This is a genomic window from Ralstonia sp. 22111, from assembly GCF_052045895.1.
GTDB lineage: Bacteria > Pseudomonadota > Gammaproteobacteria > Burkholderiales > Burkholderiaceae > Ralstonia > Ralstonia wenshanensis.
This window is the reverse complement of the sequence record NZ_JBQEPR010000001.1, coordinates 1,247,858-1,270,328: the sequence shown is the minus strand read 5'-3', so window position 1 is coordinate 1,270,328 and position 22,471 is coordinate 1,247,858. Positions and strand designations below refer to the sequence as shown.

Here is a 22,471-nt window from a genome sequence, read left to right as displayed (position 1 = left end):
ACGTTCAACACACGTTCGGTTAGCGGAAGAAGACGAAGGTCATCAGAACGAAAATCGGCACGAGAATGCAAATGGACCACAGCATGTACCCAAAGAAGCTCGGCATCCGCAGGCCGCGACTTTCGGCGATGGCCTTGACCATCAGGTTGGGCGCGTTGCCGATGTAAGTGTTGGCGCCCATGAACACGGCCGCGGCGGAAATGGCGGCCAGCGTGGAGGCGCCCTCGCTCATCAGCATGCGCGCGTCGCCGCCGGCGGTATTGAAGAACACAAGATACGTCGGCGCATTGTCGAGGAACGAAGACAGCAACCCCGTCGCCCAGAAATACATCGCGTTGTTCGGCTGGCCCGCGCTGTCGTTGACGAGATGGACGATGCCCGCGAACGGGCCGTCCACGCCGGCCTTGAGCATGGCGATCACCGGCCCGATCGTGATGAAGATGCCGGCGAACAGCTTGGCGACTTCCAAGATGGGCTCCCAGTTGAACTCATTGCCGGCGCGTGCGCTTGTCGGGGTTAGCCACAACGAAAGCAGCGCGATGGCCACCAACCCGATGTCACGCACCACGTTCTGCAACAGCACCTCGGTGCCCATCACGTAGAAGACGATGCCGGGCTTCCACAGCCCGCTCATCAGCACGAGTCCAAGAATGCCCGCCAGCAGCACAAAGTTGACGTTGCCCTCGAAGCGCAACGGGCCCGCATCATCCGGCGTGGCATCAGTGATGTTGGGCAGTTCTTCCTCGCCCGTGTGATAGAAGTAGCTGTCGATGACGAAGAAGATCGCCAGCAGAAGCACCCACATCGTCAACGTCTGGCGCCACAGATGTTGCGCGGTCCAGAAAAAATCGACGCCCTGCAAGAAGCCCAGGAACAGAGGCGGATCGCCCAGCGGCGTAAGCGCCCCACCGGCATTGGCCACCAGAAAGATGAAGAACACGACGACGTGTGCGCGATGCCGGCGTGCCTCGTTGGCGCGCAGCAAAGGCCGGATCAAAAGCATGGCTGCACCGGTGGTCCCCATGATGCTGGCCAGGGCCGTGCCAAGCGCGATCAAGCCCGTATTGAGCTTTGGCGTAGCGTGCAGGTTGCCGCGAATGCAGATACCGCCTGCAACAACGTACAAAGCGGCGATCAGCGCGATGAAGGGAATGTATTCAGCCAGGGCGGCATGATTGACGGAAGCGATGGCCGCGTCAGAGCCGAACACGATACCGAACGGCACCAGAAGCGCCAAGGCCCACGCCGCCGCGATCTTGCCGTAATGGTCATGCCATAGCTTGGGCACGACGAGCGGTGCAATGGCAATCGAGAGCAGGATGCCCGCAAACGGCACACCCCATAACAGATGCAACTCAGCACCGCTCACATCAGCGGCGCGCGCCAGGCCACAGACAAACAGGAAGACAAGGGGCCAGAGGCGTTTCACGTAGGCGTTCTCCTAATCGCGGGCGCACACCGCAAATGCGGCCGCGCCACACAAACAAAGACGCCAGTGTAAACGCCAGAGGTCTGTCGGCCCCCAAACATCCACAGAGGTTTGATGCAGCAAGGAGCCCCGAACGCTGTCTCAGGCAGCCGTCACCACGATCACGTGCACGCGATACGGGCCATGTGCGCCGAGCACGATGGTCTGCTCAATATCGCCCGTGCGCGATGGGCCGCTGATGACGTTGGTGGCGCGCGGCAGCTCACCCCGCTCCGCACGCATCAGCGTATAGGCGTCTTCCAGATTGGCGACGATGCGCGACTGCGGCACTACGGCGATATGCGTCTCGGGCAGCAGCGCCGTGGAGGCGACGTTCTCCGGCCCCGACAGCAGCATTAGCGAGCCCGTCTCGGCAATCGCGCAGAAGCAACCCGTAATGCCAACGAGATCGCCGTGTTCCAGATCGGCTTGGGCCTCACGCACGGGCGGTCGGAATTCGATGTCGATGCCCGCAGCCGCCCAGTCCAGCGATTGCAAGGTGGTCCAGGCCACCGCCTGAGGCTTGAGGCTAAGGCCGGCCAGATAGCAAGCCACAGCGCCCGGCACGTCGGATAGCGCGTCCACCGTATCCAGCGTCGAGGCCATCTTCAGTGCCTGCTCGGCGAAATGCGCGGCGAGATCCTCAGGCATTGGCGGGCGCGGGCCGGCAGGATGGCGCGCGAGGTAGTCCGCCACGGCGTCGCGCTCACCCTGTGTCGGTTTCGCTGGACGATGCTGCGCATTGCGGATGCGCGCAAAGATGGCATCGCGTGCGCGGCTGGTGTCGAGCGGATCGACGGGGGTGTCCGGTTGTGATTCCATGGCGGCTCCGAAAGATCGATCGATTATACGAGCCACTTTCAGCACGATCCGCCTACGCCGTTGAAACTTATTCGGCGCGGGCGTGAGCCTTATTGCACACCAAACACTTGCTTCAGATACGTGAGGTAGGCCGGATCGTCGCACATGGTCTTCTCAGGCGCATCCGACAGTTTGGCCACCGGCTGGCCGTTGCAGCGGACCATCTTGATGACGATCTGCAGCGGCGTGTAGCCCAGGTCGTTTGTCAGATTGGTCCCCACGCCAAACGCCAGCTTGCAGCGGCCGTGGAAGCGCTCATACAGGCCGATGACCTTGGGCATGTCGAGACTGTCGGAGAAGATCAGCGCCTTGGACTTCGGCTCGGCGCGCATGTCCTCGTAATGTTTGAGCATGCGCTCGCCCCACTCGAACGGATCGCCGGAATCGTGCCGAACGCCGTCGAAGAGCTTGCAGAAGAACATGTCGAAATCGCGCAGAAAGGCGTCAAAGCCGTAGGTATCCGACAGCGCGATACCGAGGTCGCCGCGATATTCCTTGGCCCAGGTTTCCAGCGCAAAGGTCTGGGAATCGCGCAGGCGCGGGCCGAGTGCCTGACAGGCCTGCAGATACTCATGCGCCATGGTGCCAAGCGGCGTCATGCCGTGCTTCATGGCGAAGTAGACGTTGCTGGTGCCCGCGTATTGGGCGCCGAGCTGCGCACGCGTCTCCAGCAGCACATGCTCGTGCCAGGTGTGCGAAAAGCGGCGGCGCGTGCCGTAGTCGGCAATGCGGCAGTCTTCCAGGCCGGGGCGCTTGAGCGACGCCAGCTTGTCGGTCAGGCGGCGTTTGCCCTCCTCCCACTGCGGGTGCGTCTGCGTGCGGCTGAAGAACACCTCGTTGACGATGGCCAGGACCGGCACTTCAAACATGATCGTGTGCAGCCACGGCCCCGCGATGACGATCTCGATTTGCCCGTCGTTGCTGGCAGCCGGGCGCACGGCGATGTACTTCTCGTTGAGATGGAACAGGCCGAGAAAATCGACGAAATCGCTCTTGATGAAGCGCATGCCGCGCAGGTAATCGAGCTCGGCATCGGTAAAGCGCAGGGTGCACAGGTGGCGGATTTCCGTGCGAATCTCGTCAATGAACGGCACCAGATCGACGCCCGCGTTACGGCACTTGAAGCGGTATTCAACGTGCGCACCGGGAAAGTGATGCAGCACCACCTGCATCATCGTGAATTTGTACAGATCGGTATCGAGCAGCGAGCGGATGATCATCGGACGGCGCCAAAAGCCATATGAACTGGCCGTCATGCTAACCGAAGCCACGCGGTACGCCTGCGGCACTCACACAAATCCCGGTCCACGGCCCGGAAAATGGCCGTTTTGAGGTTCCAACCGGACGGAAAACCCCTTGATTCCGCTATAATTTCCGGTTTCCGACCGGATTTTTGCACCATGGAAGCAGAACGCCTCAATGCCGTCCAGAACACGTTGGCCGACCTGAAGTCGCGCGCCGACGACCTTCGGAGGTATCTTTGACTACGACGTCAAATCTGAACGTCTAGTTGAAGTCGACAAGGAACTCGAGAACCCCGAGGTCTGGAACGATCCCAAACGCGCCCAGGAGCTGGGTCGCGAAAAGAAGTCGCTTGAAACCGTCGTTCTGGCCCTGACCAAGCTCGACGAAGACCTCACCGGCGGCGCCGAGCTGTTCGAGCTGGCCCGCGAGGAGGGTGACGACGACACCATCGAAGCCATCGAGGCTGACACCGCGGGCATGCGCGCCATTGTCGAAGACATGGAATTCCGCCGCATGTTCTCCGGCCCGATGGACGCTGCCAACTGCTTCATCGACATCCAGGCCGGCGCCGGCGGCACCGAAGCGTGCGACTGGGCGTCGATGCTGCTGCGCCAGTACCTGAAGTACTGCGAGCGCAAGGGCTTCAAGACCGAAGTGCTGGAAGAGTCCGAAGGCGACGTGGCCGGCATCAAGAGCGCATCGATCAAGGTCGAGGGCGAATACGCGTTTGGCTTCCTGCGCACCGAGACCGGCGTGCACCGCCTGGTGCGCAAGTCGCCGTTCGACTCGGCGGGCGGGCGCCACACGTCGTTCTCGTCGATCTTCGTCTATCCGGAAGTCGATGATTCGATCGAGATCGAGGTCAACCCGGCCGATCTGCGTGTCGACACGTATCGCGCTTCGGGCGCGGGCGGTCAGCACATCAACAAGACCGACTCGGCCGTGCGGATTACGCACATCCCGACCGGCATCGTCGTGCAGTGCCAGAACGACCGCTCGCAGCACCGCAACCGTGCCGAAGCGATGACGATGCTGAAGTCGCGCCTGTACGAGCACGAACTGCGCAAGCGTCAGGCCGCCGCCGACGCACAGGAAGCCGCCAAGACGGACGTGGGCTGGGGCCATCAAATCCGCTCTTACGTGCTGGACCAAAGCCGCATCAAGGATCTGCGCACGAACGTGGAAATCTCCAACACGCAGAAGGTGCTGGACGGCGACCTCGACCCGTTTATTCAGGCCAGCCTGAAGCAAGGCGTCTGATCCGAGCCACACCCGAGCGACTGCCATGTCCGACACGTCCCTGTTCATCCTGACCGGTGCCTCGCGCGGCCTGGGCGCCGCGCTGGCCCAGGCGCTGATGCAGCCCGGTCGCCGCCTGATCTGCGTGGCACGCGGCGATAACGCCGAATTGCGTGCACAGGCAGCCGCCGCCGGCGTGACACTCGACTGGCACCAGGTCGACCTGTCCGACGCGCATGCCGCCGAGGCGTGGATGACCAAGACGCTTGCCGCCCTGCCCGCCTTTGCCAACGTGACGCTGGTGCTCAACGCCGGCGCGGTCGAGCCGATCGGCACCATCGACACGCTGCGTGCCGATACGCTGCTGCCGCACCTGCAGCTGAACCTGGCCGGCCCGATGGCGCTGACCGCTGCCCTGCTGCGCGGCACCGCCGACTGGAACGCCCAGCGCCGCGTGCTGGCGATCTCGTCGGGCGCAGCACGCCGGCCGATCGCCGGTTGGGCCGCGTATTGCACCGGCAAGGCGGGGCTGGACATGTTCGTGCGCGCCATCAACGCCGATGGCGACGCCAGTGTGCGCGCAGTGGCGCTTGCCCCGGGCGTGATCGACACCGACATGCAACGCACCATCCGTGGCGCCGACTTTGCCGGCGTGCAGCGCTTCCGCGATCTGCACGCGCATGGCGAGCTGGTCTCGCCGCAAGACGCCGCTGCGCGCATCGCCGCCTACCTCGTCCGCCCCGACTTTGGCGCGACCGAGCTGGACGACCTGCGCAACATCGCCTGAACCGACATTCCTCTCATCACCATCATGACCGAACAGAACAACCCGGCCGAATCGAATACCGCGGCCGCCGTGCCGGCGCAGGACGACAACAAGATCATCGCCGAGCGCCGCGAGAAGCTTGCCGAGATCCGCCAGCAAGGCGTCGCGTTTCCCAATGATTTCCGCCCGACGCACCACGCCGGTGATCTGCAAGCGAAATACCGCGAGTTGGAACAGGCTGCGTTCGAAGCCGAACCGGTGCAGGTGGCCATCGCTGGCCGCATGATGCTCAAGCGCGTGATGGGCAAGGCCAGCTTTGCCACTGTGCAGGACGCCACCGACCGCATCCAGTTCTACATCAGCCGCGACGCCGTGGGCGAAGACGTCTACGCCAGCTTCAAGAAGTGGGACCTGGGCGACATCGTGGCTGCGCGCGGCACGCTGATGAAGACGAAAACCGGCGAACTGTCGGTAGCTGTGACGGAACTGCGCCTGCTCTCGAAGAGCCTGCGTCCGCTGCCGGGCGACTACTACGGCCTGGCCGATCAGGAACAGAAGTATCGCCAGCGCTACGTCGATCTGATCGTCTCGAAGGAAACGCGCGACACGTTCCGCGCCCGCACCAAGGCCATGGCCTCGCTGCGCAACTTCATGGCCGGCAACGGTTTCATGGAAGTCGAGACGCCGATGCTGCATCCGATCCCGGGCGGCGCGGCAGCCAAGCCATTCATCACGCACCACAATGCGCTGGACATGCAGATGTTCCTGCGCATCGCACCGGAGCTGTACCTCAAGCGCCTGATCGTGGGCGGTTTCGAGCGTGTGTACGAGATCAACCGCAACTTCCGTAACGAGGGCGTGTCTCCGCGACACAACCCCGAGTTCACGATGATGGAGTTCTACGCGGCCTACACGGACTACCGCTGGCTGATGGACTTCACCGAGCAACTGATCCGCCAGGCCGCCATCGACGCCTCGGGCACCGCCACGCTCACCTATCAAGGCCGCGAGCTGGATCTTGCCAAGCCGTTCCATCGCCTGACCATCTGCCAAGCGATCCAGAAGTACGCGCCGCAATACACCGACGCGCAACTTGCCGATGTCGACTTCCTGCGCGCCGAGCTGAAGAAGTTCAAGATCGACACGAACGCGCCGCAATTCCTGAACGCCGGCGTTGGCACGCTGCAGCTCGTGCTGTTTGAAGAAACCGCCGAATCGCAACTGTGGGAGCCGACGTTCATCATCGACTACCCGGTCGAAGTGTCGCCGCTGGCACGGGGCTCCGACACGCTGCCCGGCATCACCGAGCGCTTCGAGCTGTTCATCACCGGCCGCGAAATCGCCAACGGCTTCTCCGAACTGAATGACCCGGAAGACCAAGCCGAGCGCTTCCGCAAGCAGGTCGAACAGAAGGACGCCGGCGACGAGGAAGCCATGTTCTATGACGCCGACTACATCCGCGCATTGGAATACGGCATGCCTCCGACCGGCGGCTGCGGCATCGGCATCGACCGCCTGGTGATGCTGCTCACCGACAGCCCGAACATCCGCGACGTGATCCTTTTCCCGCACCTGCGCCGCGAAGACTGATCGGCTCGGACGATCGCCTTGGAAAAACGCCCTTTCAGGGCGTTTTTTATTGCCCGCGCCTGCGCAAAACGCGCGCCCACCCCGCTATTTGTAACATCGTTGCGCTTCAACACTGTGTATCAAATTCCGCCAAGCACCTGATTTTTAAGGGAAAAGCCTGAGTACAGATGCTTACAAATTAAAACGGCATCCGTTTGGGCGATGGACCACACTGTGATCATCGAAGGGCCGAACAACGAACCAATCACGGGCCGCAGGAGAACGAAGATGACGAACAAGATCCAACCGAACCAAGGTCAACAATACGGTGGCACCTCGCCGGGTCAGGTGCCGTCGTCGTCACGACGGATGCATCCGCTGATGACCACGGCGGCCGTGGCCGTGATCATCGCAAGCCTGACCGCTGTGGCCGCCATCACCGGCGTGCTGCCCACATCGAAGGCTACGCAGGGCAGCACCGACCCGAATGTGGCTGCGCAATCTGCAGCCGCCATGCCGGGCGCTTCGGCCCCGATGGCGTTGGCCGCACCGGGCCAGACGACGCAGCCGAATCAGGCCGCTCCGTATCCGGCACAGAACGTTGCGCCTGCTCCGGCGCGAGCCCGTGAACCGTCGTACGCTGAACGCGCGCCGTCCACCAGCCCCAGCTACGCGCAAACACAGCCGCGCCAGTCGGCCAGCCCCTATGCCGGCCATGTGACGTCGGTCACGCCGATCACAACGCAAGGCAAGGAAACAGGCCTCGGCATGATTGGTGGCGCGGTGGTGGGCGGGCTGCTGGGTAACCAGATTGGCCGCGGCAATGGCCGTACGCTTGCGACGGTCGGCGGCGCGGTGGCAGGCGGTTACGGTGGCCATGTGGCGGAGAACTACTACAGCCGCGACACCCAATACCGTGTGAACGTGCGCATGGACAACGGTACGAACCGCAGCTTCACGTACAAGGCTGCACCGGGCTTCCAGGCAGGCGAACGCGTCCATATCGAGAACGGTACGCTGGTGCCTGGCTAATCCGCCGTCGCCTTCGACCCAAAAGAAAAACCGGCCCTCGGGCCGGTTTTTTCATGCGTACGCGTTGGAGGCTACGCGTTTATTCCGCTTCGTCGATCCACGCCTGCTGGATGGCTTCGAGAAACTTCTCGCCGCCACGCTTGTGGTCGTCGTCAAAGCCTTCCAGCGTGACAACCTTGTTATGCAGGTCAACAAAGTTCAGCCGCGTCGGATCGACGTCGGGGTACTTGTCGTACAGCGCTTCCGCGATCTGCTGGATGTCGTTCCATTTCATGATGGGCTCCCTCCTCCGCTGGCCGCTTGGCTCAGTGGTTTTCCTTGGCGTGGTTGATCGTGTACTTCGGGATCTCGACGGTCAGGTCCGTATCCGCCACCTTGGCTTGGCAGGACAGGCGCGAGTTCGGCTCCAGGCCCCAGGCCTTGTCTAGCAGATCCTCTTCCTTCTCGGTCGCCTCTTCCAGCGAATTGAAACCCTCTCGCACGATCACGTGACAGGTCGTGCAGGCGCACGACTTCTCGCATGCGTGCTCGATCTCGATGTCGGCGCCCAACAGCGCGTCGCAGATGGTCGTGCCGGGCTTGGCTTCGATCACGGCCCCTTCCGGGCAGTATTCGACGTGAGGAAGAACGACGATGTGTGGCATGAAAAAACTCGATCGATAAGGGTGTTTTAGGGGATGCGATCGGCGATCAGCCGAGCTCCTCGATACGTTTGCCGGCGAGCGCCTTGCGAATGCCGCGGTCCATGCGGCGCGCAGCGAATTCGTCAGTGCCATGCGACAGGGCATCCACGGCGTCCTTGATGGCGCGGTGGTCTTCGCCCTGCATGGTGGTGCGCAGCGTGGCAATTTCGGTGTCGATGGCGGCGCGCTCTTCGGGCGACAGCAGATCGCCATCGGCCGCCAGCGCCTGCGACAGCGCCTCGAGCAAGCGCTCGCCCTCAACGCGCTCTTCCGCCAGCGCACGACGGCGCATGTCGTCTTCGGCAGATTGGAAACCTTCCTGCAGCATGCGGGCGACGTCGTCATCGGCCAGACCGTACGACGGCTTCACCGCTATCGACGCTTCCACGCCCGACACCGTCTCGCGTGCCGACACCGACAGCAAACCGTCAGCATCCACCTGATACGTCACGCGAATACGCGCGGCACCGGCCACCATTGCCGGGATGCCGCGCAACTCGAAACGCGCCAGCGAACGGCAATCGCTCGCCAGTTCGCGCTCGCCTTGCAGCACATGGATGGCCATGGCCGTCTGACCGTCCTTGAACGTGGTGAATTCCTGTGCGCGCGCGACGGGAATCGTGCTGTTGCGCGGGATGATCTTCTCGACAAGGCCGCCCATCGTCTCAACGCCCAGAGACAGCGGAATCACGTCGAGCAGCAGCCAGTCTTCGCCCGGCGCACGGTTACCGGCCAGCAGGTTGGCCTGCATGGCCGCACCAATGGCGACCACCTGGTCGGGATCGAGGTTCGTGAGCGGCGTCTGGCCAAACAATTGGCCGACGGCACGGCGGATGATCGGCATGCGTGTCGCACCCCCGACCAGCACCACGCCCCTGACCTCTTCGACCGTCACGCCCGCATCGCGCAGCGCACGGCGCACCGGCGACAGCGTCTTCTGCACGAGGTTGGCGGTCAGGTCGGCAAAGGCCTCTGCAGTCAGCACGAGGTGCACGGTCTCGCCGGTGGAGAGCATCGCGTCAATCTCGGTGCTGTCGGCGGTGGAGAGCCACTCCTTGGCAGCGCGTGCCTTGTTCAGCAGCAGGCGCGTGTCTTCGGCAGACAGCGGTTGCAGACCGGCTTGCTCGACGATCCAGCAGACGATGCGCTGGTCGAAATCGTCCCCGCCGAGCGCGGAGTCGCCACCCGTCGACATCACCTCGAACACGCCCTTGGTGAGCTTGAGCACGGAGATGTCGAACGTGCCGCCACCCAGATCGTAGACCGCGTAGATGCCTTCGGAGCCATTGTCCAGGCCATAGGCGATGGCCGCGGCGGTGGGCTCGTTCAGCAGGCGCAGCACGTTCAGGCCGGCCAGCTTGGCGGCGTCCTTGGTAGCTTGGCGCTGCGCATCGTCAAAGTACGCGGGTACGGTGATGACGGCGCCGACGAGCTCGTCGCCGAGCGTGTCTTCGGCGCGCTGGCGCAGCGTGGCGAGAATCTCCGCCGACACTTCCACCGGGCTCTTCACGCCGGCCACGGTCTTCAACTGCACCATGCCGGGCGCGTCGACAAAGTCGTACGGCGTATTCTCGATGTGGGCGACATCCTTCAGGCCTCGCCCCATGAAACGCTTGACCGAGATGATGGTGTTCTTCGGGTCACGCACGGCTTCGGCCTGAGCCTTATAGCCAATATGCGCACCGCCCGTGGCCAGATAGCGCACCACGGAGGGCAGCAGCGGGCGGCCCTGATCATCGGGCAGCACTTCCGGCACGCTGCTGCGCACCGAAGCCACCAGCGAGTTGGTCGTGCCCAGGTCGATGCCCACCGCCAGACGGCGCTGGTGAGGTGCGGGCGATTCGCCAGGTTCGGAAATCTGCAGTAAAGCCATGGGGATGTCTCGATTGCGCGAATGGGCTGCCTGCCGAGGCAAACCCAACATTGTCGCAAATTCTGGGTTCTAGTCTTCCAGCCGGTCGATGGCCTCGGCGGTATCGCGTTCGATCTTTTCGATGAACATCAATTGGCGCACGGCATCCGCCGCGGCTGCGGTGTTGCCCTCGCCATTGAGCAGGCCGGACAGCGCCTGATAACGCGCGCGTTTTTCCTTGCGCAGCATGCCAAGCAGATCGTCCAGCGCATCGACGTTGCGCTCCGCCTTGGCGTCGCCCAGCGCTTCGCGCCATTCCATTTGCTGCATCAGGAACGCGGGCGGCATAGCCGTGTTGTTTTCGGCCTGCACATCGACACCACGCAGGTGCAGCAGATACGTCGCCCGTTTGAGCGGGTCACGCAGCGTCTGATATGCCTCATTGGCGCGCGTGGCCCATTGCATGGCGACGCGGCGTTCGGCGTCACCCGCGTGGGCATAGCGATCGGGATGCGCCTGCGACTGCACGGTGCGATACGCGGCGTTCAGCGCATCGTCGTCGACCTCGAAGTGCTCGGGCAGACCGAAGAGGGAAAAATGCGTCGTGTTCGCTGACAAGCCGGAATTCATGAATAAAAAAAGCGGCAGCGCCGCCTCGTGATCCTCATTCGACCGGTTCACCCCGATCGCACTTCAGGCACTCCACAACCACGCCGATCTTGCTGGCGCGCCCGGCTTCGGTTTCTGTCCAGGGCCGCAACTGCCAAGGCGGATCGTGGCGCATGTGCTGCCCGTGTCCGCAAGCGAGACGGGCGACCCAGTGGCCCTCCTCGTCCCGCTCGAAACCGACAATCGCCTGCTTCAATGTGCCCCGCTCAAACGCGGAACGACTCGCCGCAGCCGCACTCGTCCTTCACGTTTGGGTTGTTGAAGCGGAACCCTTCGTTCAGGCCCTCGCGTGCATAGTCCAGCTCGGTGCCGTCGATGTACGGAAGGCTCTTCGGATCGACGATCACCTTGACGCCGTTGGATTCGAAGACCTGGTCTTCGGCGGCGATGTCATCCGCATATTCGAGCTTGTATGCCAAGCCCGAACAGCCCGTGGTCTTCACGCCCACGCGCAGGCCCACGCCCTTGCCGCGGCGGGTAAGGTAGCGGGAAACGTGCTGCGCGGCCTTGTCGGTCAGGGTGATCATGCTGCGTCCTTTCTATCCAAACCGGCTCAAGCAGCCTTCTGCTCGGCCGAACCGTGCTTTTCCTTGTAGTCGGCCACAGCCGCCTTGATGGCGTCTTCAGCCAGGATCGAGCAGTGGATCTTCACCGGCGGCAAGGCCAGCTCTTCAGCGATGGCCGTGTTGCGGATCTCCAGCGCTTGGTCCAGCGTCTTGCCCTTCACCCACTCTGTCACCAGCGACGACGAAGCGATGGCCGAACCACAGCCATAGGTCTTGAACTTTGCGTCTTCAATCACGCCCTGCTCGTTGACCTTGATCTGCAGCTTCATCACGTCGCCGCAAGCCGGTGCACCGACCATGCCGGTGCCGACCGTGTCGTCGCCCTTCTCGAACGAACCGACGTTGCGGGGGTTTTCGTAATGGTCCAGAACTTGGTTGCTGTAAGACATTTCACACCTCTTTCAATCGTTGGCTGGCGCGGGGGCGCCCATTTTTCGTCAAACGCCGCGCTCAGTGCGCCGCCCATTGAATGCTGTTCAGATCCACGCCGTCCTTGTACATCTCCCACAGCGGAGACAGGTCGCGCAGCTTGCCGATCTTGTTCTTGAGCAGTTCGACCACGTAGTCCACTTCTTCTTCCGTGGTGAAGCGGCCAACCGTGAAACGGATCGAGCTGTGCGCCAGTTCGTCGTTGCGGCCCAGGGCGCGCAGCACATACGACGGCTCCAGCGATGCCGACGTACAGGCCGAGCCCGACGACACGGCGACGTCCTTGATGGCCATGATCAGCGACTCGCCTTCCACGAAATTGAAGCTGATATTGAGGTTGTGCGGTACACGGGCTTCCATGTCGCCGTTCACGTACACCTCTTCCATCGTGTTCAGGCCGCGATACAGGCGATCGCGCAGCATGCGGATGCGCTCGTTCTCGGTCGCCATCTCTTCCTTGGCGATGCGGAAGGCCTCGCCCATGCCGACGATCTGGTGCGTGGCCAGCGTGCCCGAACGCATGCCGCGCTCGTGGCCACCACCGTGCATCTGCGCTTCGATGCGGATACGCGGCTTGCGGCGCACGTACAGGGCACCGATGCCCTTCGGCCCATACGTCTTGTGCGCCGAGAACGACATCAGGTCGACCTTCAGTTTCTGCAGGTCGATGCCCACCTTGCCCGTCGCCTGCGCGGCATCGACGTGGAAGATCACGCCTTTCTCGCGGCAGATCTCGCCAAGCTGCTCGATGTCCTGAATGACGCCGATTTCGTTGTTCACCATCATCACCGACGCAAGAATGGTGTCGGGGCGTATGGCTTGCTTGAAGACTTCGATATCGATGAGGCCGTTGTCCTTCACGTCCAGATACGTCACTTCGAAACCCTGGCGCTCCAGCTCACGCGTCGTGTCCAGCACAGCCTTGTGCTCGGTCTTCACGGTGATGATGTGCTTGCCCTTGCTGCTGTAGAAGTTGGCAGCGCCCTTGATGGCAAGGTTGTCAGACTCGGTAGCACCAGACGTCCAGACGATTTCGCGCGGGTCGGCGTTCACCAGCGCTGCAACCTGCTCGCGCGCGGTCTCGACGGCCTTCTCTGCTTCCCACCCAAACGGGTGGCTGCGCGAAGCAGGATTGCCGAAGCTCTCGCGCAGGTACGGGATCATCTTGTCGACCACGCGCGGATCCACCGGCGTCGTCGCGGAATAGTCCATGTAGATGGGAAGTTGCGGGGTGCTCATATCTTGTCTGCCTTGTGTGGGGGGCGATGTTCTTGTGTGGGCTGGCGTCGTGGCCAGCCTCACGCCGACGCAATCACGACTGCGCCAGGCTGAAAACGGAGTTGACCAGCGGCGCTCGCTTGACCGGCTCTGCGGCCACCGACGTGGCGGCGGGCGTGTCGACCGCGCGTGCGCGTGTCGGCGCACGTTCGCGGCGCGCCGGACGCGCTTCACGCATGTCCTGGATCACTTCCGGCTGACGTTCACGTTGCTGATCGACCAGGTTCTGCAGCGACACCGAATCGAGATACTCGACCATCTTCTGATTGAGCGTGGCCCACAGGTCGTGTGTCATGCAGCGGCCCGTGTGACCGCCGACATGCTCTTCGCCGCCGCAGTTGCCCTTTCCGCCACACTGGGTGGCGTCCAGCGGCTCGTCCACGGCGATGATGATGTCGGCAACGGTCACGTCGCCGGCACGGCGCGCGAGGCTGTAGCCGCCGCCCGGCCCGCGCACACTTTCCACGATTTCGTGGCGGCGCAGTTTGCCGAACAGCTGCTCCAGATACGACAGCGAAATCTTCTGACGCTGGCTGATGCCAGCCAGCGTGACCGGACCCTGCTCTTGGCGCAGCGCCAAGTCAATCATGGCGGTGACCGCGAAGCGGCCTTTGGTGGTCAATCTCATGGCGTCGGGGAAATACCTGATCGTTTTGCTCAAGTATAAAGGAACCCGACAAAATCGGTCAACTAAGGCGTCGGGGGATTCCGCGTCGCAGCAAGGGGATTTGCGGCGCCCAAAAAACGGGGTGACCACGCGGCAGGCCGTATTGTGGACTAAAACAATCAACCACGTTCGATAGGGCTATCACGCCACTCCCGCAACGCAACTGGCGCGCAGAGCGCGCAGGCGGCGTCACTACGGGTTTTTCCTTATGCGGTGTAAAGCGCAATTTCATTGACTTCTGTTACGCGGTAGCCGAGACTGTCAGATACGCAAACGTTTGCGAAGAGCGAGGCGCGATTGCCCTTAGTAATGCCTTACGGCATGAAGCGGCAACGACGCCCGCATCCACCCGCCCCAGACAGGCCTCTTCCTGGAGGAGACACCATGGATATCCGCCGTCGCCGCGCCCTGAAAATTGGCGTGGGCTCTGCCGTAGCTGCTGCTCTGCCGTTCCCGTTTTCGCTGGCGTACGCCGCCAACCAGCCGCCCAAAGTGGCACTGGTGATGAAGTCGCTCGCCAATGAGTTCTTCCTGACCATGGAGAACGGCGCCCGTAAGCATCAGAAGGACCATGCGTCGGAGTACTCGCTGCTGACCAACGGCATTCGCGACGAAACCGACACGGCCGGGCAGATCCGCCTGGTCGAGCAGATGATCGTCGCGCGTGTGGATGCGCTGGTGCTGGCGCCGGCCGACTCCAAGGCATTGGTGCCGGTGGTCAAGAAGGCCGTGGACGCGGGCATTCTCGTCATCAACATCGACAACCGGCTGGACCCGGCGGCGCTCAAGGAGAAAGGGCTGAACGTACCTTTCGTGGGGCCGGACAACCGCAAAGGTGCGCGACTCGTGGGCGACTTCGTTGCCAAGTCGCTCAAGCCCGGCGATGCCGTGGGCATCATCGAAGGCATTCCGACCACCACGAACGCGCAGCAGCGCACCGCCGGCTTCAAGGACGCGGCGGAAGCCGCCAAGCTAAAGATCGCGGGGGTGCAATCGGGCGAATGGGAAATCGACAAGGGCAACAAGGTGGCGGCCGCCATGCTGCGCTCCGAGCCTGACCTGAAGGCGCTACTGTGCGGCAACGACAACATGGCCATCGGCGCCGTATCGGCGGTGCGCGCAGCGGGCAAGCTGGGCAAGGTGATGATTGGCGGCTATGACAACATCGAAGCCATCAAGGCCATGCTGGCTGACGGACGCGTCGCTGCCACTGCGGATCAGCACGCCGATCAGCAAGCCGTCTACGGCATCGAGACGGCCCTGAAGGCGCTGGCCGCCAAGACGCCGCAGGCGAAGCTGTCGGGTGTCGTCGAGACACCAGTCAACCTCGTCACGCGCACGTAACGCCACAGACCGGCAAGCCGCCGCCAGCCATGTCTGCCGCTTACGAACCGCGCCCGCCGCTGCTGCGCGTCTCCGCCGTCAGCAAGCACTACGCCGCCCCCGTGCTCAGAGATATCGATCTCGACGTGCACGCGGGCGAGGTGCTTGCACTCACGGGGGAGAACGGCGCCGGCAAGAGCACGCTCTCCAAGATCCTCTGCGGGCTGGAGACGGCGACCTCGGGTTCCATGACGCTGGGCGGCACACTGTACGCACCCGATTCGCGCAGCGCTGCCGAAGCGCTGGGCGTGCGCATGGTGCTGCAGGAGCTGAGCATGGTGCCGACGCTGACGGTGGCCGAGAACCTGTTCCTCGGCGAACTGCCCCGGCGGCTGGGTTTTGTGGATCGTTCTGCGCTGCGCCGTCGGGCCGAACAGGCGCTTGCGCGCGTGGGGCTGGACCTCGATCCCTGGACGCCCGTACACACGCTCGGCATCGGCCACCGGCAGATGATCGAAATTGCCCGCGCGCTGGCCAGCGCATGCCGGGTGCTGATCCTCGACGAGCCGACGGCAATGCTGAGCGCGCACGAGAGCGCCACGCTGTTCGAGCGCATCGATGCGTTGCGCCGCGAAGGCGTGGCAATCATCTACATCTCCCACCGCCTGGACGAACTCGCGCGCATTGCAGATCGCATCGTCGTGCTGCGTGACGGCAAGCTGGTCACCGACGCGCCGGCTGCCACGGTCACGCAGGATGCACTGATCCAGGCGATGGTCGGCCGCGACGTGGCCGCCTCATCCGAATCGCAACGGGCCGCCCGCGAGCCGTGGGTCGGCGACGGCTCACCTGCGCTGCGGGTGACCGGCCTGACGCGTGCGCCGGCCGTGCGCGATGTGAGCTTCGACGTGGCGCCAGGAGAGATCTTCGGCATCGCCGGCCTGGTCGGTGCGGGCCGCACGGAATTGCTGCGGCTGATCTTCGGGGCGGACCGCGCGGATGCAGGCACCGTCGAAGTCGGTACGCCGCTGGCGCCTGCGCGCATCCGCTCGCCTGGCGACGCGGTGCGTCACGGCATCAGCCTGCTCACTGAAGACCGCAAGGACGAAGGCCTGATGCTGAGCCTGCCCATCGCGACCAACATCGCGCTGGGCAACATGCCAAGCGTCACGAGCCGCGGCTGGCTGCAACCGGCGCGCGAGCGTGCGCTGGCGCAGCGGCACATCGGCGCATTGCGCGTCCGTTGCGCTGGGCCTGAGCAACCGGTGGGTGAACTTTCGGGCGGCAATCAGCAGAAGGTGGCGATTGCGCGCTGGCTGGAGCGCGACACCCCCGTGCTGCTATTCGATGAGCCCACGCGAGGCGTGGATGTCGGCGCCAAGTTCGACATCTATACGCTGCTCGACGCGCTGGCCGCGCGAGGCAAGGCGCTGGTCGTGGTGTCGAGCGACCTGCGCGAACTCATGCAACTGTGCGACCGCATTGGCGTCATGCGCGCCGGGCGGCTGACACACATCTTCCAACGCGACGGCTGGAGCCAGGATGCCCTGCTCGCCGCCGCTTTCGGTGAATCGGGAGACTCCGACTCACGTGCACCTCAATCGCCCTCGGAGACCGCAGATGCGCTCTGATTCCACCCTGCCCCCCACGCCGCCCGCAGCGGCTGCCGGCACGCGCGCAGCGCTGGGCATGTCGCTTGGGACCATCGGCGGGTTGCTCGCTGCGCTGATCGCCATGCTGGTGTTGTTCGGCACGCTGTCACCGACGTTCTTCTCGCTGCCCACGTTCACAACCATTGCCAACGAGATCCCCGACCTGCTGGTGATGGCGGTGGGCATGACGTTCATCCTGATGATCGGAGGGATCGATCTGTCGGTGGGCTCGGTGCTGGCGCTGGCGGCTTCGGTACTGTCTGTTGCCATGACCCAGTTCGGCTGGGGCTTGTTGCCGGCCGCGTTGGCGGGCGTAGTGCTGGCCACGGCGGCCGGCATGTTGACCGGGGCGGTCACCGTGCATTGGGGTATCCCGTCGTTCATCGTGTCACTGGGCGTGTTGGAGATGGCGCGCGGCCTCGCCTACAGCCTCACAGATTCGCGCACGGTGTACATCGGCAGCGCGGTCGACTGGCTGGCCAATCCCATCGCACTGGGCATTGCGCCATCTTTCCTGATTGCGATTGTCATCACGATCGTTGGCCAGATCGTGCTGGTGCGCACGGTGTTCGGCCGCTACCTGGTGGCTATCGGCACGAATGAAGAAGCCGTACGGCTGGCGGGCGTGAATCCGCGCCCCTACAAGATTGCGGTGTTCGCGTTGATGGGGCTGCTCTCGGGCCTGGCCGCGCTGTTCCAGGTGTCGCGCCTGGAAGCGGCTGATCCGAACGCCGGGGTGGGCATGGAACTGCAAGTGATCGCGGCCGTGGTGATCGGCGGCACGAGCCTGATGGGCGGGCGCGGTTCGGTCGTGCGCACGCTGTTTGGCGTGCTGATCATCTCGGTGCTCGAATCGGGCCTTGCGCAGATCGGCGCATCGGAGCCCACCAAACGAATCATCACGGGCGCGGTCATCGTCGCGGCCGTGGTCATGGATACCTATCGCAGCAAGCGCAACCGCAGCAAGCAACATTAAGAGACAGAGGAGATCGTCATGGCAACCATCAAGGACGTGGCCGCACTGGCCGGAGTTTCGTTCACCACCGTCTCGCACGTCATCAACAACACAAGACCGGTCAACGCCGAGACACGCAAGCGCGTGGAAGAAGCCATTCGCGCCACGCGCTATGTGCCCAGCGCCGTGGCGCGCTCGCTCAAACATCGCACTACACGCACCATCGGTGTACTCGTACCCACCGCCACCAACCCGTACTTTGCGGAGTTGGCACGCGGCATTGAAGACGTGTGCGCTGCCGCCGGCTACAGCGTCATCCTCTGCAACTCCGACGACGACCCCCGCAAGCAGCGCGACTACCTGCGCGTGCTGATGGAAAAACGCGTCGACGGCATCATCGTCAGCAGCGCAGGGCCGGACACGGCATTGGTGGAAGCGCTTGGTGAATCCGCCCTGCCCATCGTGATGGTCGACCGCCCGACCGAAGGCATCCAGGCCGATCAGGTGCAGGTCGATCACGAAGAAGGCGCGTACATGGCGACCAAGCATCTGCTGGACCTCGGCCACCGCCGCATCGCCTGCATCAGTGGGCCGTCGTCACTGAGCGTGACGGCAGAGCGCCTGGCCGGTTTCCACCGCGCTCTGCGCGAAGCCGGCGTGCCGGAAGCGTCCGCCCGCATTGCCGAAGGCGATTTCACCAGCCCCGGCGGCTATCGCGCCGCGCGCCAGTTGCTGACCGAAGGAGAGATGCCCACGGCCATCTTCGCCGGCAATGACCTGATGGGCATCGGCGCGCTGCGCGCTGCGGCCGAGCTGGGCATTCCCGTCCCGAAGGCGCTGTCTGTGATGGGCTTTGACGACATCGAACTGAGCCGCTACGTCTATCCGGCCCTGTCCACCGTTGGCCAATCGATCCGCCAGTTGGGCGAGACCACCGCGCAGACGCTGCTTGAACACCTCGGCGACAACGCCTTGCGCCACCCCGTGGAAGAGCCGCGTGCGCGCCGCATCGTGCTGCCGCCGCGCCTGTCTTTGCGCGAATCGACCGCCGAACCCGAGCGCCCGGCCCGCGCCGCCTGAGCCCGCATTCCTTTCACGCTTTCAACGTAGTCCCGCCATGGTGGCCAAGCGCCCTTCCGCCTCTTCTGCGCACCCCGCTGCCGACGTGCTGATCGTCGGCAGCTTGAATATGGATCTCGTGATCCGCACGCCACGCTTGCCGCGTCCCGGGCAAACGGTTGCTGCCCCTGCGCTGGAAACCATCCCGGGCGGCAAGGGCGCCAACCAGGCCGTAGCAGCCGCGCGTCTGGGCGCCCGTGTCGCCATGCTCGGCTGCGTGGGCGACGACGCTTACGGGACGGCGTTACGCGACGGCCTGCGCCGCGAAGGCGTGGACACGTCGATGGTGTCAGTGCACGCCGGGGCGGCCACCGGCATCGCCTGCGTGACCGTGGCCAACAGCGGCCAGAACACCATCGTCATCGTGGCCGGCGCCAACGAATTGCTGACGCCAACGATGATCGAAGCGCAGCGTGCCGCGTTCGAACGCGCGCGCGTGATCGTCTGTCAGTTGGAATCTCCGCCCGAGGCGGTGGAATGCGCGCTCAAACTGGGCCAGCGGCTTGGCAAGACGGTCATCCTGAACCCGGCACCCGCCCTCGGCCCACTGCCCACGCCATGGATCGCCGCGTGCGATTACCTGATCCCGAACGAGACCGAAGCCGCGCTGCTGACAGCGCGGACTGTCGATTCGCCCGAAGCTGCGCTGGATGCGGCTGCTGATCTCCATGCGCAAGGTGCGCGGCAAGTGATTGTCACGCTGGGCGCGCGCGGCGTTGCCTACGTGGATGCCCATTCGCGCGTGCTGATGGCGGCCCCCACCGCGCACGCCATCGACACCACCGCTGCCGGCGATACGTTTGTCGGCGCGCTGGCCGCGGCGCTGGCAGAGGGTGCGATGCCCGATGCAGCCATCGAATTTGGGCAGGCCGCTGCGGCAGTGTCAGTCACGCGGCTCGGCGCGCAGCCGTCCATCCCGTTCCGCAGCGAGTTGGGCGCGCCTGCCGCGCCCGCAACCCACTAGACCACTAGACCTAGGCTGGCGTACTAGTGCTGGGCGGCGTGCTCGCAGTCGGGGCGCGCGGCACCAGCAGGCACAGCGGGTCTCGTAAGATGCGCCGCCACACGGCACCCGTCACGCGTTTGCGATCGACCCCGCGCAGGTTGCGCGAGCGCATCGCCATATTGAAGGCCAGTGCGAACGACACCAGCACGTTCAGCACCCCCATCAGCGCAATACCTGCCACGGCCAGCCAGAACGGCGCCGTATGCATCACGTCGGGGCCAAGCACGCCCACGGCAGTTGCCACCGCACCGGTCGACAGCGTGACGTGGCGCACTTCCATATGCGGGCCGAAAAACGACAGGATCTCGGGCCCCAGCCCGAGCATGAAGCCCAGCGATACGTTGGCGACAATGCCCGAAAGATTGCGTTTCCAGAAGCTGGCAATGCGCTGCGCCCCCTGCGTGCCCACCATGAACCGCAGGCGCCGGTGGTAGGCAATCACGTCATGCACTCGGTGCAGCGCAAACCAGTTGTCGGCCCACCCCGCCGCCAGGCTTGAGGCCCACAGCAGCACACCCGTGAAGATCGCGTACAGCGGCGTCGGCCCGAGAATCGAAAACGAATCGATGGTCGCCATCGCCTTCGCGGCCGAAATCAGATCCGCATGGAAGAACCGCCCGGCCAGCCATTGCACGAGGAAAGCCACCGGCGCCACGGCCACCAGGTTGCCGGCGATCGCCGCCGCGTTGGAGCGGATCATGGCAACTGTGTCGTCGACAAAGCGGTCCAGCCCTTCCTGGCGACCCACCTGATCGAGCCGGTGCGCCAGTGCGGGCGCCGTCATGGCGGGTTGCTTGGTGGCCAGCGTGAAATGTGCGAAATGGATGCCGAGAAAGCTGACCGCATAGTTGATCGACGCGAACAACCCTTCGGTAAAGCGCGACAAATGCGCCCCGGTGATGAAGAACTTGATGTACACCGTGGCCGCCGTAATGACGCCGCCGCCGGCTGCGGCCTTGACCATCGCCCCGTATTCCTTGCCGTCGCGGGTGATGTAGTGCTCGCCGCTTTCCGCGGAGCGCTCGACCACCTTGCGCGCCAGATCGGCAAACGTGGAACGGACGAGATACCCCACGCTGCGGCGATGCTGGCTGGCCGATACCAGCTCGGCCGTCATATGCACGAAGCGACGCGAGCCCTGCGTGTCCGCCCACGCCGTCAGCAGCAAATCGATGCGGCCCAGCCACGCCTTCATGCGCTCGACCTGGAAGACGACCTCCACCGAGACGCCGTTCTCATCCAGATGCTGATACACGCTGGCCGTCGCCGTTCGGCAGCGGTCAAGCACGGCGCGGAAATAGTTCAGCTCCTGCAGGAACCGCTCGGGGCTCGCCAGCTCCGTATTGGGGCGTTCCAGGAAGATCGCGTTGGCAGCGTCGGCCAGCAGATAGAACGGAGAATCGGTGAGTTCCGCGTGGTCCATGCGGCTGCGGATGCCGCGCGACAAACCCGCCGCACGGACTTGGCTGATCAGGATCTGGATGCCGATGCCAAGGCTGCGCTCAAGTCTTGTCTGGCCGGCTGCGTGATCGGCATCCGTCATCCCCGCGCGGAACAGCGCGTAAAGGCGCGTGACCAGTTCGTCGTCCAGGCCGTCGACCCATTGCGCATCGGTCGGCCCCACAAACAGCAGTGCAAACAATGTTGCCAGTTGCGCCTGATTCGGTGCGGGCGGTAGCCAGCGCGCCTGCCAGCGGTCGATCAACTCGCTCCAGAAACCCGACCGTGAAGACAACCCCGTATCGCACAGCAGTGACACCGGGTCGTTGTCCTGCACGATGCTGCGCAATGTCTGCCCGACGCGTTCGGCCAGGGCCGGATTGTTCTCCAGCACCTGCAGCAGATAGCGCAGGCGCGCATAGCGCCAGGACTCCGACGCGGCACCGGCAGGCCGCTCCGCGCGGCGCAGCCAGTAGCCCAGCTCGATCAGCCATTCATTGCGTTCAGCCAGGCTGCGCGTCGGCTCGAACTGGGCCAGGATGGCGTCGAGCTGATGGCTGGCGTGCCGGGAAGCGCGCCACTTGCGCCACGGGTTGAGCAAAAAATCGAACATCGAACTCCCTTGATGGCGAACGCGCGCAGTCGAGCGCTG

At 64.0% G+C, this 22,471-nt stretch carries 22 protein-coding genes; 9 read left to right on the top strand and 13 right to left on the bottom strand.

From position 1 onward, the window contains the following. Window positions 1-19: 19 nt before the first annotated feature. The 3 genes from ACTJK4_RS05960 to pncB form a co-directional block, all read right to left on the bottom strand. Window positions 20-1,429 (bottom strand): sodium:proton antiporter, encoded by a 1,410-nt coding sequence (locus ACTJK4_RS05960; RefSeq protein ID WP_440816719.1) that lies wholly within the window; start codon window positions 1,427-1,429, stop codon window positions 20-22. 141 nt (window positions 1,430-1,570) lie between these two features. Beyond that, complete coding sequence (locus ACTJK4_RS05955; protein WP_440816717.1) at window positions 1,571-2,290, bottom strand: LutC/YkgG family protein; 720 nt, start codon at window positions 2,288-2,290, stop codon at window positions 1,571-1,573. Window positions 2,291-2,379: 89 nt separating this feature from the next. After that, window positions 2,380-3,549, bottom strand: coding sequence for a nicotinate phosphoribosyltransferase (gene pncB, locus ACTJK4_RS05950; protein WP_440816714.1), 1,170 nt, complete (start codon window positions 3,547-3,549; stop codon window positions 2,380-2,382). A 180-nt stretch (window positions 3,550-3,729) separates the two neighbouring features. Between pncB and prfB the strand changes: the two genes are divergently transcribed. The 4 genes from prfB (at window position 3,730) to ACTJK4_RS05930 (ending at window position 8,180) form a co-directional block, all read left to right on the top strand. Beyond that, a protein-coding gene (gene prfB, locus ACTJK4_RS05945; protein ID WP_139219361.1) for a peptide chain release factor 2 occupies window positions 3,730-4,834 on the top strand; the annotation gives its coding sequence in 2 pieces (ribosomal slippage) (window positions 3,730-3,810 and window positions 3,812-4,834; 1,104 coding nt in all). A gap of 25 nt (window positions 4,835-4,859) precedes the next feature. Beyond that, the gene (locus tag ACTJK4_RS05940) at window positions 4,860-5,600 is read left to right on the top strand and encodes an SDR family oxidoreductase (RefSeq protein WP_440816711.1); all 741 of its coding nucleotides are present in this window, start codon (window positions 4,860-4,862) and stop codon (window positions 5,598-5,600) included. 24 nt (window positions 5,601-5,624) lie between these two features. After that, a complete protein-coding gene (gene lysS, locus ACTJK4_RS05935) occupies window positions 5,625-7,169 on the top strand; it encodes a lysine--tRNA ligase (protein WP_260804260.1) in 1,545 nt (514 codons plus the stop codon). A gap of 267 nt (window positions 7,170-7,436) precedes the next feature. Further along, window positions 7,437-8,180: a glycine zipper 2TM domain-containing protein gene (locus ACTJK4_RS05930; protein ID WP_440816709.1), complete on the top strand. Its 744-nt coding sequence runs from the start codon at window positions 7,437-7,439 to the stop codon at window positions 8,178-8,180. A gap of 79 nt (window positions 8,181-8,259) precedes the next feature. On the opposite strand, the gene iscX is transcribed toward ACTJK4_RS05930, so the two are convergent. The 9 genes from iscX to iscR all read right to left on the bottom strand — a co-directional run bounded on the left by iscX (window position 8,260) and on the right by iscR (window position 14,285). Then, window positions 8,260-8,454 (bottom strand): Fe-S cluster assembly protein IscX, encoded by a 195-nt coding sequence (gene iscX, locus ACTJK4_RS05925; protein WP_009238557.1) that lies wholly within the window; start codon window positions 8,452-8,454, stop codon window positions 8,260-8,262. Window positions 8,455-8,485: 31 nt separating this feature from the next. Beyond that, entirely contained in the window at window positions 8,486-8,824 is a 339-nt protein-coding gene (fdx, locus tag ACTJK4_RS05920) for an ISC system 2Fe-2S type ferredoxin (RefSeq protein ID WP_024976131.1), read from the bottom strand. A gap of 46 nt (window positions 8,825-8,870) precedes the next feature. Beyond that, window positions 8,871-10,736 (bottom strand): Fe-S protein assembly chaperone HscA, encoded by a 1,866-nt coding sequence (gene hscA / locus ACTJK4_RS05915; RefSeq protein ID WP_440816706.1) that lies wholly within the window; start codon window positions 10,734-10,736, stop codon window positions 8,871-8,873. A gap of 69 nt (window positions 10,737-10,805) precedes the next feature. Next, complete coding sequence (hscB, locus tag ACTJK4_RS05910; RefSeq protein ID WP_260804263.1) at window positions 10,806-11,345, bottom strand: Fe-S protein assembly co-chaperone HscB; 540 nt, start codon at window positions 11,343-11,345, stop codon at window positions 10,806-10,808. A gap of 34 nt (window positions 11,346-11,379) precedes the next feature. After that, a complete protein-coding gene (locus ACTJK4_RS05905; protein WP_147214200.1) occupies window positions 11,380-11,580 on the bottom strand; it encodes a DUF3565 domain-containing protein in 201 nt (66 codons plus the stop codon). Between the two features lie 10 nt (window positions 11,581-11,590). Then, the gene (gene iscA, locus ACTJK4_RS05900) at window positions 11,591-11,911 is read right to left on the bottom strand and encodes an iron-sulfur cluster assembly protein IscA (protein WP_045204421.1); all 321 of its coding nucleotides are present in this window, start codon (window positions 11,909-11,911) and stop codon (window positions 11,591-11,593) included. A 26-nt stretch (window positions 11,912-11,937) separates the two neighbouring features. Then, complete coding sequence (gene iscU / locus ACTJK4_RS05895; RefSeq protein WP_004635709.1) at window positions 11,938-12,339, bottom strand: Fe-S cluster assembly scaffold IscU; 402 nt, start codon at window positions 12,337-12,339, stop codon at window positions 11,938-11,940. A gap of 61 nt (window positions 12,340-12,400) precedes the next feature. Further along, a complete protein-coding gene (locus ACTJK4_RS05890; protein WP_232042378.1) occupies window positions 12,401-13,618 on the bottom strand; it encodes an IscS subfamily cysteine desulfurase in 1,218 nt (405 codons plus the stop codon). A 73-nt stretch (window positions 13,619-13,691) separates the two neighbouring features. Next, window positions 13,692-14,285, bottom strand: coding sequence for a Fe-S cluster assembly transcriptional regulator IscR (gene iscR / locus ACTJK4_RS05885; protein WP_232042377.1), 594 nt, complete (start codon window positions 14,283-14,285; stop codon window positions 13,692-13,694). 423 nt (window positions 14,286-14,708) lie between these two features. On the opposite strand from iscR, the gene ACTJK4_RS05880 reads away from it, so the two are divergent. The 5 genes from ACTJK4_RS05880 to rbsK are packed head-to-tail and all read left to right on the top strand — an operon-like array spanning window position 14,709 to window position 20,337. Next, window positions 14,709-15,668, top strand: a complete 960-nt coding sequence (locus ACTJK4_RS05880) for a sugar ABC transporter substrate-binding protein (RefSeq protein WP_232042376.1) — start codon at window positions 14,709-14,711, stop codon at window positions 15,666-15,668. 29 nt (window positions 15,669-15,697) lie between these two features. Continuing rightward, the gene (locus ACTJK4_RS05875; RefSeq protein ID WP_440816700.1) at window positions 15,698-17,278 is read left to right on the top strand and encodes a sugar ABC transporter ATP-binding protein; all 1,581 of its coding nucleotides are present in this window, start codon (window positions 15,698-15,700) and stop codon (window positions 17,276-17,278) included. After that, window positions 17,268-18,275: an ABC transporter permease gene (locus tag ACTJK4_RS05870; RefSeq protein ID WP_232042374.1), complete on the top strand. Its 1,008-nt coding sequence runs from the start codon at window positions 17,268-17,270 to the stop codon at window positions 18,273-18,275. Before ACTJK4_RS05875 ends, ACTJK4_RS05870 begins: the two co-directional genes overlap by 11 nt. A gap of 18 nt (window positions 18,276-18,293) precedes the next feature. Further along, window positions 18,294-19,334, top strand: a complete 1,041-nt coding sequence (locus tag ACTJK4_RS05865; protein ID WP_232042373.1) for a LacI family DNA-binding transcriptional regulator — start codon at window positions 18,294-18,296, stop codon at window positions 19,332-19,334. A gap of 37 nt (window positions 19,335-19,371) precedes the next feature. Further along, window positions 19,372-20,337: a ribokinase gene (gene rbsK, locus ACTJK4_RS05860; RefSeq protein ID WP_440816697.1), complete on the top strand. Its 966-nt coding sequence runs from the start codon at window positions 19,372-19,374 to the stop codon at window positions 20,335-20,337. A gap of 10 nt (window positions 20,338-20,347) precedes the next feature. On the opposite strand, the gene ACTJK4_RS05855 is transcribed toward rbsK, so the two are convergent. Continuing rightward, a complete protein-coding gene (locus ACTJK4_RS05855) occupies window positions 20,348-22,432 on the bottom strand; it encodes a site-specific recombinase (protein ID WP_440816694.1) in 2,085 nt (694 codons plus the stop codon). Between the last annotated feature and the right edge of the window lie 39 nt (window positions 22,433-22,471).

Coding starts and splice junctions, on each gene's coding strand:
- lysS (WP_260804260.1), top strand. CDS start 5,625: ATGACCGAACAGAACAACCCGGCCGAATCGAATACCGCGGCCGCCGTG.
- iscR (WP_232042377.1), bottom strand. CDS start 14,285: ATGAGATTGACCACCAAAGGCCGCTTCGCGGTCACCGCCATGATTGAC.
- rbsK (WP_440816697.1), top strand. CDS start 19,372: ATGGTGGCCAAGCGCCCTTCCGCCTCTTCTGCGCACCCCGCTGCCGAC.
- hscB (WP_260804263.1), bottom strand. CDS start 11,345: ATGAATTCCGGCTTGTCAGCGAACACGACGCATTTTTCCCTCTTCGGT.
- iscU (WP_004635709.1), bottom strand. CDS start 12,339: ATGTCTTACAGCAACCAAGTTCTGGACCATTACGAAAACCCCCGCAAC.
- iscX (WP_009238557.1), bottom strand. CDS start 8,454: ATGAAATGGAACGACATCCAGCAGATCGCGGAAGCGCTGTACGACAAG.
- ACTJK4_RS05955 (WP_440816717.1), bottom strand. CDS start 2,290: ATGGAATCACAACCGGACACCCCCGTCGATCCGCTCGACACCAGCCGC.
- ACTJK4_RS05930 (WP_440816709.1), top strand. CDS start 7,437: ATGACGAACAAGATCCAACCGAACCAAGGTCAACAATACGGTGGCACC.
- ACTJK4_RS05855 (WP_440816694.1), bottom strand. CDS start 22,432: ATGTTCGATTTTTTGCTCAACCCGTGGCGCAAGTGGCGCGCTTCCCGG.
- hscA (WP_440816706.1), bottom strand. CDS start 10,736: ATGGCTTTACTGCAGATTTCCGAACCTGGCGAATCGCCCGCACCTCAC.
- iscA (WP_045204421.1), bottom strand. CDS start 11,911: ATGATCACCCTGACCGACAAGGCCGCGCAGCACGTTTCCCGCTACCTT.
- pncB (WP_440816714.1), bottom strand. CDS start 3,549: ATGATCATCCGCTCGCTGCTCGATACCGATCTGTACAAATTCACGATG.
- ACTJK4_RS05870 (WP_232042374.1), top strand. CDS start 17,268: ATGCGCTCTGATTCCACCCTGCCCCCCACGCCGCCCGCAGCGGCTGCC.
- ACTJK4_RS05940 (WP_440816711.1), top strand. CDS start 4,860: ATGTCCGACACGTCCCTGTTCATCCTGACCGGTGCCTCGCGCGGCCTG.
- fdx (WP_024976131.1), bottom strand. CDS start 8,824: ATGCCACACATCGTCGTTCTTCCTCACGTCGAATACTGCCCGGAAGGG.
- ACTJK4_RS05890 (WP_232042378.1), bottom strand. CDS start 13,618: ATGAGCACCCCGCAACTTCCCATCTACATGGACTATTCCGCGACGACG.
- ACTJK4_RS05865 (WP_232042373.1), top strand. CDS start 18,294: ATGGCAACCATCAAGGACGTGGCCGCACTGGCCGGAGTTTCGTTCACC.
- ACTJK4_RS05880 (WP_232042376.1), top strand. CDS start 14,709: ATGGATATCCGCCGTCGCCGCGCCCTGAAAATTGGCGTGGGCTCTGCC.
- ACTJK4_RS05875 (WP_440816700.1), top strand. CDS start 15,698: ATGTCTGCCGCTTACGAACCGCGCCCGCCGCTGCTGCGCGTCTCCGCC.